A 12627-nucleotide genomic window follows, 5' to 3' on the forward strand; every position below is an offset into this window, starting at 1 on the left:
TGAATTATGGCTTTAACTCGCCGGGAATTTAATATTGCATCACTAATTTTGGGCTCTAATTTACTGCTTCCCCGGCATGTTAGCGCTGCTGAAAATGGCCATATTCTCACAGGGTATAAAAATCTAGATAAAAGCCCAATTGAACAAGTAGTCAATAAATCAATTGAACTGGTTGGGCAATCATATACAAAATATCAATATAAATTTGAAGAAGAACTTGGAAATAACTCAATTAATGCAGTCGTTAAAGTTAAAGATGGTCCAACTGACGGCAGTTGTATTTTATTTACCGCTTCCCCCCAAATGTCTATTTTTCCAGAGTTATACAGACAACTGCCCTACAATCCACTCAATGATTTTAAACCTCTGGTATTACTTGCTGGTTATTCATTTTTATTTACCGTTGGACCTACCGTTGATAAATCAGTGAAGACACTCGATGATTACATTAAGTGGGTCGAAAACACCCCTGAATATCGTAACGTTGGCTTTACCCAATATGGGTCATCCGGTCATATGGCAATGCAAATTCTAGCCAGAGCTAAAAATGTCGCCATCCGCCCACAAGCCTATAGTGATATTAACCAGGTCGCAGTGGACCTAAAAGATGGCAATTTAGCAGCAGCAATTATTTTAACTGGTTTTTCGATGCCAGAATTTAAAGATGGAACCTTTCGAGCACTCGCAGCGACCAGCCAATTTCGTCACCCAGGGTTTCATGACGTTCCAACCTGCCGAGAATTAGGGATTAAAGATATGGATATCTCCGGGTGGTTTGGTTTATTTGTGCCGAAAACAACACCTGATAATGTCTACTTACCTCTGATGTATGGATTTCAAAACACGATTATCCGAGGGGAATTTATTAACACCCTGCAAAAAAATTACTTTAAACCAATGTTTGACTCTCCCGAGCAGATCACCATTCGTTTAAAACAACACCAAGCTTATTATCGAAACTTGATTGAACAATACAAAATGACTCGATTGTAACTTGACTGATTAAAATATTTACCGCAAATGGATGAATATTTATCAGTGATAATCAGTTACTCAAACATAAATTAAGCAATTTCTTACTTGCCCAGCAATCAAGCCGTTATTAGCTACACTTAAATTTAAGCTCAGTTGTTAGTACATCGTCAGCCATTTTAAATTCTCAATGGAGTATCCGTAATGGCCCCTCGAAGTGGACAATCAGCATCAAATCATCTGGCCAGTTCGGCATTGAGACTATTGCAATTTGAAGCGCAAATTCGCAACCAAACCAATGAGTCCCAGCTCAAAGCTCATATGAGCGCCGCCCCAAGAGAGCTGGTTAGTTTTGAACAAGGTTTTTTCTGGCAAAAACACTACCCTCAAAACCGCTTCGAACTTTCCCAGATTTCAGATTTAGACGCGATTGAGACCCAATCACCACTGATAAAAGCGCTGGCAGAGCTAGTCAATCAACTGCCTTTAGACGGCGTTCAGAAAATCGATTTAAGCCAATACCCACAACCAGCACTCAAAAGCTATCCTTATCAGCACCTTATTTGGCTTCCTCTTTACGAAAAAGCTCAGATACAAGCAGGCTTACTATATGCCCGCCACAAAGAACCATTTACAGACCAAGAACGTTCACTTTTAGAGCGCTTAGCAACCACCTATCAACACGCTTGGCTGGCTGTTAGTCGTCATCGCCATCTCAGTATCGGGAAAAAAATTCGCAAGCGTTGGTTATACATCGTCCCCGCATTGGTATTGCTCGCAGGTTTTTTCCCGGTACAGATGAATATCTTAGCCCCTGTTAGCGTTCAGGCAAGTAACCCTTACCGCTTAACCGCGCCGATGGATGGCGTGATTAAAGAGATCTTGGTCGAGCCAAATATGACCATCAAAAGCGGAACTTTATTAGTACAGTTTGAAGATTTAGAACTGCGCAACGCAATGGTCATCGCTAAACAACAACTGGCTGTGGCTAAAGCAAAATTGACCCAAACCAATGCCCACGCATTTGATGATATGCAGGCAAACCATGACCTGCCCATTCGTGAAGCTGAGTTTAAGCTTGCACAAGCACAATATAATTACGCCCAAGATCAACTTGCTCATAGCCAAATACACTCCCCTCAAAATGGCGTAGTGATCTATAGCGATAAGCGCGATTGGCAAGGTCGAGCGGTTCAAGTGGGGGAACAAATTCTAGAAGTTGCTAATCCCAAACATATTCAGTTTAAAATTAACCTCGCGATTGGCGATGATTTTCCTCTAAAAGTAGGACAAGAAGTGAAAGTTTATCTGGTGAGTTCGCCATTGGGTGGATTTGCCGCCAAGCTCAAATCATTTAGTTACACCCCCCAAAGTGAAGAAGGTCAAAGCTTTTATACCCTTATTGCAACGCCTGAAGATATAACCTACCCGCCCCGTATCGGCGCTCAAGGAACCGCTCGAATCTACGGCGAATACGTGAGCTTGTGGTATCAGTTGTTACGCCGACCTTTGAGCATGCTTCGCCAATGGTTGGGGGTATAATATGAAAGACGAACGCTTGATCCCAAGACTACGCCAAGAAATTCGACTCCACCAAAAAGTTGCGCTAGACGGGCTTCCGGTATGGCAACTTTATGACCCAATCCAGCACCGCTATTTTATGGTTCCTAATGACATTTTAGTGTGGTTAAGAAGCAGTAAAGTTGGCGCGACGGTGGCCGACCTTAAAGAACAATTACAAAAGCAACAACGCAGCATTGATGATGCACTGATTCACGAAACAATTGATTTTATCGAGCAACAACAATTGTGTTATGCCCCCGCAAAACACCATAAGCGTCAGGGAATTAAAGAGCTATTTAAACACCCTAAACTTTGGCAACTTCCTCTTTGGGACCCCAACCCACTGCTGACTCGAGCGAGCCCTGTTTTGCACAGTTACCGTTGGATTTGGACAGTTTGGCTCGTGTTTACGCTATTGGGCCTTTATCTAGTTTCCAGACAATGGGATCAATTTACCCATACTTTTGCCCAATACCTGACCTGGAGTCATTCTCTTATCTTCATCATCACGTTAATCGCTCTTAAAGCGTTTCACGAACTGGGGCACGCTTATATGGGTTATCGACAAGGCTGTCACGTAGGTAAAGTGGGTGTTGCTCTATTCATGGGACTGCCCCTGTTTTATACCGAGCTCAGTGATGCTGCGCGTATTACCAATGGTCATAAACGTATGTGGATTGCCTCTGGCGGCATCATTGCTGAGTCGTTAATCGCTGGATTGGCTACTTTTTTATGGGCTATATTACCAGATGGTAGTGCCCGCGCCTTATGCTTTGTCATCGCAACAACCAGTTGGATCACAACCATTGCGATTAATATGAATCCGTTTGCTCGCTTTGATGGTTACTACTTTTTATCTGATGCGTTAAATACACTTAACTTACAACCTCGCTCTTTGGCTCTGAGCCGTTATCTTATTCGGCGAATTCTCTGGGGGCCACATGTCGATAGTCCGGAAGCGATTAGCTCAGCGAAAGCCAAATTGATGATAGCTTACGGGATTGGCGTATGGATTTATCAGACCTTGTTATTACTGGGGATTGGTTATATTGCTTACCGGTGGCTAACACCTAGTTTAGGCATCATCATCTTAGCCTATATGGCCCTGCATTCACTGCTTAACCCTCTATTGCGCTTAGTTCGCGACAGCCGAAAACTGCGAGTTGGCGCAAGTAAACGACGCCAGTTTACTCTACTTGGCATTACCATCGTGCTACTGGCTTTATTAATACTGCCACTAAATCACTCAGTGCAAATTCCTGCGATGATGAGTTGGCAGGGCCAACAGATCATTGCTCCACCTGCCGATGCTCGATTAAGTGCAATTTACGTTCATGATGGCGAACATGTGAATGCAGGTCAAACGATTGCCACATTTGAATCGCCTGAGCTTACACAACAAATTCGCGAAACAGAACTCACCATTGGTTTGCTGCAAAAACGCCTTAATCGTATTGCTGATTCTGCTGAAGATAGAGTGTTAAGTTTGCAATTAAATCAACAGCTCGAACAAGCTAATGCCGATTTAGCAGGCTTACGCTCCAGAGAAAAACAGCTCACTTGGCAGGCACCACAATCAGGGCGAGTGGTTGATCTTGTGCCTGATTTAGCACCGGGGCAATGGTTTCGGCCAGATCAAAGTATTGGTCGAATACTCATAAATCACCAACAGGTCATTATTGGCTATATTGATGAAGCACTCGTAAAGCGTACATTAAGTGATCGCCAACTGCGTTTTATTCCTAACAATCTTTCGCTAAGCTCAATTAACGCGACCTGGCAAGGACTTGACTCGACAGCCGCAACCCAAATTTTCCCCTATGAATTAGCGAGCAGTTTTGCCGGCCCAATCGCAACAGAGCTTAATAATGAAAATCAACCAACCCCGATTATTGCGATGTATCGGCTACGCGCCAAACCAATTAACGCTGATGAAAACATTCATCAGAGTGTTTATGGACAGCTCACGGTGCAACTTACTCCGCGCAGCCTACTCGGGCTTGCAGGAGAAAAACTGTGGCGACTAACTATTGCTGAATTAGGGCAATAAGGAGAGCAATTATGGTCGATATCATCCGTAGGCGACTCATCAAGGCGGGCTTATTAACACTGGCCAGCGGCCTTATGCCTCGCGCTCTTTATGCCCACAATCACCAGCGAAAAATAATTTTTGGCTATGGAACAACCGGCATAGGCACACCGCTTGGCAAAGGTGTCTGTGAGTGTCTGGATGAACATACCCAAACCAACTATGAATTTGGCAACTATCCGGGCCAGCACAGTGAGCTCGCTTGTAATTTAGTTCGCGATGCCGCGCCTGATGGTAGTATGTTGCTCCTTGCAAAATCGCCATCATTTAACTTATTTCCAAGTGTTTACAAACACCTAACTTATAAGCTTTCCGATTTTAAGCCTTTGGCACAACTTGGCCGTTACACACTGGTTCTCGTGGTTGGGCCATTGGTCCCGAAAAACGTTACGAACATTGATCAACTCAGCGAATGGATTAGTGACAACCCACAATATCGGGGCATTGGATTTACGTTTTATCAGTCGCCAGGGCACATTGCCGAGCTTATCTTTGCAAGAGCCAAAACGCTCGCTCTGCAGCCTGTTGCATATGTCGGGACCTCGATGATTATCCGCGATTTAATCGATCAAAATTTAGCCGTGGCATTGGTCGTGTCGGGAAACGGTAGTGATTTCTATCAGTCAAAACTTTTACGCCCGCTAGCGGTGACCACCCACGATCGTTTTGAATCATTACCCAAAGTCGAGACATTTGCTGAACGCGGTGTTGAACAGATGGATTTATCGGGCTGGTATGGGCTGATGGCTTCATATAAAACACCAGATGAAACCAGTACACAAATGGTCAATCAGCTTCAGAAATTATCTCGTCAGAATGACTTCAAAAATCTGATTGCTGGCCTAAATTTAGCTAAAGGCACATTTGATCCGGATGAATTTACCGAACAGATAAAAGCTGAAACGCAGTACATGAGCTATCTGGTCAAAGAATACAAAATTCAATCGACATCATCAACTTAAGGAGCTTTTATGACGTTGACGCGGCGAAAATTTTTGTCTTCTTCAGTCATTCTTGGCTCATCCATCATGTTGCCTAAAATAACCCAGGCAGCCGCCGCTCAAGGACGCGTTATTGTTGGTTACGAAAACTTAGCAATTGGCCCCATCGGACAGGTTTTGAACCAAATCAATACGATTCTTGGTGATTATTATAAAGCCTATCAATATAGCTTTGATGAGGTCATTGGTAACAACACGATTAAGTCAATGGTTGAAGCAAAAGAAGGGCCGGCTGATGGCAGTCAGCTACTTTTTGCTTTTGCCCCACAGATTGACATCTTTCCCGAAATCTATCGCAAACTCCCCTATGATCCACTCACCGACTTTAAGCCTCTGGTTCTATTAGGCGGTTATACATTTTTAATCACCGTTGGCCCGGCGGTTGATAAATCCGTTAAAAATATTGATGACTATGCAAAATGGGTTGATGCTAACCCAGAATATCGCAATATTGGCTTTGCCCAATATGGTTCATCCGGGCATGTCACAATGCTGATGTTAGCGCGTGGGAAAAACATAGCGCTTCGTCCACAATCTTACCGTTCGCTCACCCAGTTAGGAGCTGACTTAGCAGATGGTAATCTTGCAGCAGGGATTGTTTTAACCGGGTTTAACCGCAAACTTTACGAAAACGGAACCTTGCGAGCGATTGGCACGACCAGCCAATTTCGCCACCCGGGCTACCATGATATACCGACCTGTCGCGAACAAGGCCTCAATGACATTGATATCTCTGGTTGGTTTGGACTGTTTATCAATGCCCAAACACCTGAAGATCGCTACAACAAATTAATGTATGCCTATCAAAATAGTGTCACCCGAGGCGATTATTTAAAAGTGCTTCAGCAAAATCTGTTTAAACCCATCTTTGATAACCCAGAACAAATAACGGCTCGCATTCAAAAAGAGCAGCAATTTTATCGAAATGTCATTGAAGAATATCGGATTAGTCGTCTTTAAAACTAAAACCCATTTAGATTGCTCTGTTATCGGCTCAAGAGCTATGATAAATCTTCCATTTATAAATCAACGGAAGATTCCATGGACAACATTCGTATAGCTAAAATGCAATCATCTGATTGGCCACAGGTCAGCGCTATCTATCAACAAGGGTTAGACTCAGGGCTTGCCACCTTTCAAACTGAAGTTCCAAGCTATGAGCAATGGAATCAAAGCCACTTAGAACAGCTTCGCTATGTTGCGCTCAACGCGCACGATTCAATTTTAGGCTGGGTTGCGGTGAGTGCAGTTTCCTCCCGAGAGGTTTATCGTGGCGTCTTAGAACACAGTATCTACATTGCCAACGAAGTAAAACATCAAGGTGTCGGGCATGCACTGATGAGCCATTTGATTAGTGAGTCAGAACGCCAAGGATATTGGACGCTGATGGCTAGTGTATTTCCTGAAAATACCGCTAGTACCCATCTGCACGAGAAGTTAGGGTTTCGCAAAATTGGTCGCCGAGAAAAAATTGCCTGCCATCAAGGTATTTGGCGAGATACTTGGTTATATGAACGCCGCAGTAAAATAGCCGGCTAAAGAATCCGGCCCCTTACCCTTAAGGGGCCGCGCCTAAAAAACAGGCCAATATATCGGATCACTTCCTGTCTAATGGAAGTATCTTTAACTTAAAATCTCCGTAGCATTATTGATAGAGGAATTACTTATATTTACAATAATACCAACATCTTTTTTATTGCTTTAACTTAGCGCTAATAAGACAGTGATCACTTAAATTAAAATGCTGTGTTGCAAAGCGGCTCGCGGCGACCTCTTTGAATGAGTTAGAGATATATGCTGCAGCCGATAATTTATTCATCAATATAAAATCAATAAATTGTTTATGCTCACTCATCCACACTTTTTGATGTTTGTTTATATTCTTACTCCAACAATGACTCGCACCATGATTGATAATAATTAAATGATTTTTCATCTGATGTTCATTCGCTTGTAACATATGAAAAAACCATTGGTTTTCAACATTGAGCATGCGGCGATTAAAATCACCTAGAATAACGAACCGTTGTTTTTGTTTATTTCGTTTAACTATCCATCGATGTAATAGCCTCGCCTGACGAGCAAGCGTTTGACAGGAAAATGATGATGATTTGGATTGCGTGAAACAGCCACTTTTTAAATGAACAGCTAACAACCGTAGCTGTTTGCCTGAAGCCGTTGTTAATTCGATATCGACGGCATTGCGTAGCCGATTATTATGATTAACGTTTAAATTCAGATCAGGATGACGCTGATAAACGAGCCCTTTTCGTATAGCAAACCCCGTATATTGACGCCATTTTCCCTCGCTGAGTTTATCAAAAGCGCGATGAGACAGTTCAATATCATAGCCATTGCCGATTACCTGTCGAATCGCGTTAACGGACCCAACTTCAGCAAATGCAAGAATATCTATTTGGCTTTGGCGAATATAGTCGTTGAACTGATGATAATCTTGAGCATCGCGTTTAGGCCCCATTTGAGAGGGCTCAGCGGTTAGCCATTGAAAATTCCAGCTACCGATAGTTAAAGGCTCTAAACAAAAGCCACAGGTTGAATAAAAAATGGCTAATAACAGAAGGTATCGCAATCAATGAATCCATAAACAAGTGCAGTGGATCAAACTATCACCTAATCCAATATAAAAAAAGCCAGTCAAACCGACTGGCTAAAATTTATATCTCATGACTTCAGTTAAAGGGTACTCAATCAGTATAGATATTCGGCGCAATGAAACAACACGATTCATAATTAAATTAGTTGATTGTGTTATCTATCAAATTTCATTTGTGAAATAGATCTGCTCTGGGGAAAAACTATTAATTTTAAAATTTAATTCTGTGATGTATAGCGATAAATAACAAAAATAAAACTTAAAACAGATAAAAAGAAAAGATAAAAAAAACCGGCTCAATGAGCCGGGTCTAATAAGACTATATGGAATATATCAACTTTAGTGATTGACATTATGAATGCCAAACCATGCTATCGGGTTACCCATTGAAATTCATATAAAATTACTTATATTTACATTGTAACAGGATGTGACATTAGCTATGACAATCTCTGTAACAACCCATCGCATTTACTCATAAAGCCAGCTAGTGAGCCAGCTTTACCATCAAATTTAAGGATGCCCTGGATGCGGTGCATCGGGATAAGGTTGAGGATGCGGTTCAGGTTTAGGATGATGAACAGGCACTGGTGGACGATGCTCAAAATCGAGTACTTCATTAAGCGTTAAAGCACCATCATGATTTTCATCCATCGAAATGGCAAAACGAGTATGTTCCAGCTCTCGCATGGTAATAATATGATCATGGTTATGATCGGCTAAGCGCATAAACTGATGGGATAATCCTGCTTGAGCCACTTCTTGGCCATCGATGATCCCATCGCGATTACTATCTAACTGGCGAAACAATGTGTGAACATGAAACTCTCGGACTGGCTCATGACCACGAGCATAGACGCCGAAAGAGCCAAGCATGCTTATCCCAAGGACAAACGACATCGCAAGCAAATTTTTCATTTTTGCCCCAGTTAATATTTAAATAAATGATTCAATAAGACGTAAAAAATAAAAAACAGGGCAAGAATTCTCTTACAGATAAATTACTGTGAAGATCTTCCCTAACCCTGTTTTGTTTGATTAATGCTGAGCAGGTGCAAAGTGGGCTGGGCCACCGCCTCCGCCACCGCCGCCAGGACCACCGCCTCCGCCACCGTGTGGAGGAAAGAGAACACAGCCGCTAACGCTCAAACATAGCAACATACATGCTATCAGTTTCATAGTTATACCTCTTACTTTAGTTGCTGACACAAGGCCAACTATCGTAACTATTTACATTAAACTAAAATGCTGAAGTTGTATGTAATCATAAGTAAAAGACTGTTTAAATAATATAAAGGAATTCCAATAACAGATTTATGGATTAACTATAACGCTCATGATGACACCAGCGAATTCAAATAGCCTTTTTTACAGACGCCTAATTATGACTTTGACATAACAATTTTACCCGCTAATCCAACCAGTAAAACACCCGATAGGCCTTCCATAACCCGGCTAATTTTGGCAGCCTTAGCACCATGCAATACAACGCTTCCAGCAAAAGCATATGATAGATTAACTATTGTTGCCAAAGCACTAAATGCTGTTCCCAATAATAAAAATTGACCGCTAATATGCGCACTATCTAAGCTAATAAACTGCGGTAAAAACGATAAGAAAAATAACGCAACTTTAGGATTAAGCACGCTGACCACAACCCCTTGATAAAAGACATTGCCAGCTTTACTGGAATGTTCAAAATTCAAACGAGATTGCCCCTTATACATTGCCTTAAGTGATTTAATGCCGAGCCATAATAAATAGGCAGCACCGAGCCACTTAATCACACTAAATGCCACAGCAGAACTGACAATGATTGCCGACAGACCAATACAAGCGGCCAAAGTATGAACCAAGTACCCGCAACCCAGCCCACATGCGGCTTTCACGGCCTGCTTGCGGGAGCCTTTGAGCATATTTGATACAATATAAATGACATCAGGCCCGGGAATTAAATTAAGCGACAAACTCGCCAACATAAATAAAGCAAAGGTATGAAGAGACATATTTAATCCTTTAAATCATGAATAAGGTAGAAAAGTTAGCCATTCATTTAAGCACATACATTGCCCATGGCTAAATACTTATCAAATAGTACCCAAAATGCATTAGGGGCTGTTGACCTTTTGTGATTAGTTTTGCAGCAATCTGAGAGGAATTTAGGCAGATAAACGTTGTGCCATGTAGTTCTGCACAAAAAACGTTTAACGCTGGATAAATCCTCTCAGATACGGCCCCTAGCTATTTGTATAAAAATTAATAAGTAACTACCTTTTCTAAGCTTATTAGCTGCGCAATGAATCCTCGCAATGACTAACGATTGGTAAAGCGAGCAAATTCTTTGGTATAGCGCTCCCCTTTCACCTGCTCACCCAAAGCATTCAATAACGTTAGTTCATGCTCAGTGAGCGTTAACGCATCAGCTTTAGCATTATCTTCTAAGTGCGTGGCTTTGCGACACCCTGGAATCGGAACAATTTGCTCTGACTGAGCCAATAACCAAGCTAATGCAATCTGAGCGGAGGTAGCCGATTTTTGCTCAGCAAGCTTAGCGACTGCCAGAGCAATTTTCTGATTGCTCGTAAAATTATCTGCCGATAGACGAGGGTCGCCCCATGAGCGAAAATCATCTTTACCATAGTCGCTAGCAGGTTTCGCGCCTCCAGCTAAAAAACCTCGCCCCAGTGGACTAAATGGGACCAACGCAATCTGTAAGCGCTTAAGTAGCGGCAAAATATCGTTTTCAATATTACGCTCCCACAACGAGTATTCACTCTGCAATGCCGATACAGGACAAACTTGATGAGCGCGCTCAATCACTTCTACACCGGCCTCAGATAAACCAAAGTGGCGAACTTTCCCTTCTTTTATCAAATCACTAACGCATTGGGCGACCTCTTCGATTGGTACATCTGGGTCAACTCGGTGCTGATACAATATATCGATGTGATCGCTTTGCAGCCGGGTAAGGCTCTCATCGACTACCTTTTTGATATGCTCAGGACGACTATCTAAACCACTTGAGCGCGCTCCTGATATATCAAAACCAAACTTAGTGGCAATCACTAGCTTATCGCGCTGAACAGCGCTTTGCTTGAGCCATCGCCCTAGCAGTTTTTCATTTTCATATGGGCCATAAAACTCAGCGGTATCAAGAAAATTTATGCCAAGTTCAACCGCTTTATCTAACGTTTGAAACGATTCTTGCTCAAGCGCTTTACCATAGCCATGGCTCATTCCCATGCAACCTAAGCCAATGGATGAAACCTGAGGTCCGTGTTTTGCTAACTGTCGACGTTTTAACATTGCATTCCCCTTTATCAAGATGATTTCAGAGTTTTAGTATGCATAACTCGAAACTATGTTTTAATAACTCATAATATTCATGAATTATTAATATTTAGGAACATAATTAATGATGAATCGTGATTTTACCCAGCTGCAAGCTTTTATCGCTATCGCAGAGCAAGGCAGCTTTGTCAAAGCCGCCCATCAACTGCGGATCACCCCACCAGCGTTGAGCCAAATGCTTAAACGACTTGAAGAGCAGCTTGGGGCTCGCCTGTTTAATCGCACCACTCGCAGTGTGGCACTAACAAACAGTGGTGAACAGTTGCTATTGCGACTACGCCCCGCGATGAATCAATTAACTCAAGCACTCAATGAGACCAAAATGCAGGCGGGCCAGCTATCAGGAACACTCAAAATCCATAGCTCCAACATCGCTGCAGATTCATTATTAACCCCATTATTAAGTGAGTTTTACGCGCATTATCCTGATATTAAACTTGATATTACTCTGGAAGATAATGTCATTGATATTGTGCAAGCAGGATTCGATGTCGGGATTACTCTGGCAGAACATATTCAGCGGGATATGATAGCCTATCCATTAAGTGAGCCACTGAAGATGGTGGTTGCAGCAACGCCCACTTACCTTGAGAAGTATGGAACTCCCACCCACCCGAATGATTTGATGCATCATCATTGTCTCAATTGGCGCTATCGACAAGACAAAATTATTTATCGCTGGGAATTTTTTGAGCAAAACCATTGGTTTTCACTTCCCGTCAAGGGGCCTTTAATTACCACTAGCCGACAAATGACGCTGCAAGCGGCACTGCAACATTTAGGGATTGTCTTTTGGACTCATGATCAGTTATCAAAATGGTTAAAAAGTGGTGAATTGGTTCCTTTACTTGAAGATTATTGTCCAGAGTTTCCAGGTTGGCAGCTTTATTATCCCCATCAACATAGCACCTCAAGCGCGCTTAGAGCTTTTATTAATTTTATGCGCACATCCTACCCACTTCAGGCAAAGCAATGACACGGTTGTTTTATCGCAAGAACCTCGCTAGAGTGCTTAAAACCATGTTCAAGGAGCTATC

At 42.4% G+C, this 12627-nt stretch carries 12 protein-coding genes; 7 read left to right on the plus strand and 5 right to left on the minus strand.

Annotated features, from left to right (window positions below; genetic code table 11):
* The first annotated feature begins 6 nt into the window (after positions 1-6).
* The 6 genes from ABTQ23_RS07270 (at position 7) to ABTQ23_RS07295 (ending at position 7164) form a co-directional block, all read left to right on the plus strand.
* Positions 7-993 (plus strand): Bug family tripartite tricarboxylate transporter substrate binding protein, encoded by a 987-nt coding sequence (locus tag ABTQ23_RS07270; RefSeq protein ID WP_408615013.1) that lies wholly within the window; start codon positions 7-9, stop codon positions 991-993.
* Positions 994-1176: 183 nt separating this feature from the next.
* Positions 1177-2514 carry an efflux RND transporter periplasmic adaptor subunit gene (locus ABTQ23_RS07275; RefSeq protein ID WP_408615014.1) on the plus strand — a complete coding sequence of 446 codons (1338 nt, stop codon included), beginning with the start codon at positions 1177-1179 and terminating at the stop codon, positions 2512-2514.
* 1 nt (position 2515) lies between these two features.
* Entirely contained in the window at positions 2516-4585 is a 2070-nt protein-coding gene (locus ABTQ23_RS07280) for a biotin/lipoyl-binding protein (protein WP_408615015.1), read from the plus strand.
* Positions 4586-4596: 11 nt separating this feature from the next.
* Positions 4597-5586 (plus strand): Bug family tripartite tricarboxylate transporter substrate binding protein, encoded by a 990-nt coding sequence (locus ABTQ23_RS07285; protein ID WP_408615016.1) that lies wholly within the window; start codon positions 4597-4599, stop codon positions 5584-5586.
* A gap of 9 nt (positions 5587-5595) precedes the next feature.
* A complete protein-coding gene (locus ABTQ23_RS07290; RefSeq protein ID WP_408615017.1) occupies positions 5596-6585 on the plus strand; it encodes a Bug family tripartite tricarboxylate transporter substrate binding protein in 990 nt (329 codons plus the stop codon).
* 81 nt (positions 6586-6666) lie between these two features.
* On the plus strand, positions 6667-7164 hold the full coding sequence (locus ABTQ23_RS07295) for a GNAT family N-acetyltransferase (protein ID WP_408615018.1): 498 nt from the start codon (positions 6667-6669) through the stop codon (positions 7162-7164).
* A 154-nt stretch (positions 7165-7318) separates the two neighbouring features.
* Here ABTQ23_RS07295 and ABTQ23_RS07300 read toward each other — a convergent pair whose 3' ends face one another.
* The 5 genes from ABTQ23_RS07300 to ABTQ23_RS07320 form a co-directional block, all read right to left on the minus strand.
* Complete coding sequence (locus ABTQ23_RS07300) at positions 7319-8215, minus strand: endonuclease/exonuclease/phosphatase family protein (protein WP_408615019.1); 897 nt, start codon at positions 8213-8215, stop codon at positions 7319-7321.
* A gap of 537 nt (positions 8216-8752) precedes the next feature.
* Positions 8753-9157, minus strand: a complete 405-nt coding sequence (locus ABTQ23_RS07305) for an EF-hand domain-containing protein (protein ID WP_408615020.1) — start codon at positions 9155-9157, stop codon at positions 8753-8755.
* 120 nt (positions 9158-9277) lie between these two features.
* A complete protein-coding gene (locus ABTQ23_RS07310) occupies positions 9278-9418 on the minus strand; it encodes a hypothetical protein (protein ID WP_408615021.1) in 141 nt (46 codons plus the stop codon).
* A 203-nt stretch (positions 9419-9621) separates the two neighbouring features.
* Positions 9622-10245, minus strand: a complete 624-nt coding sequence (locus ABTQ23_RS07315; protein WP_408615022.1) for a LysE family translocator — start codon at positions 10243-10245, stop codon at positions 9622-9624.
* 307 nt (positions 10246-10552) lie between these two features.
* The gene (locus tag ABTQ23_RS07320; protein WP_408615023.1) at positions 10553-11545 is read right to left on the minus strand and encodes an aldo/keto reductase; all 993 of its coding nucleotides are present in this window, start codon (positions 11543-11545) and stop codon (positions 10553-10555) included.
* Between the two features lie 109 nt (positions 11546-11654).
* On the opposite strand from ABTQ23_RS07320, the gene ABTQ23_RS07325 reads away from it, so the two are divergent.
* Positions 11655-12566: a LysR family transcriptional regulator gene (locus ABTQ23_RS07325; RefSeq protein WP_408615024.1), complete on the plus strand. Its 912-nt coding sequence runs from the start codon at positions 11655-11657 to the stop codon at positions 12564-12566.
* Positions 12567-12627: the final 61 nt, after the last annotated feature.

It is taken from the genome of Celerinatantimonas sediminis (genome assembly GCF_046054195.1).
Lineage (GTDB): Bacteria > Pseudomonadota > Gammaproteobacteria > Enterobacterales > Celerinatantimonadaceae > Celerinatantimonas.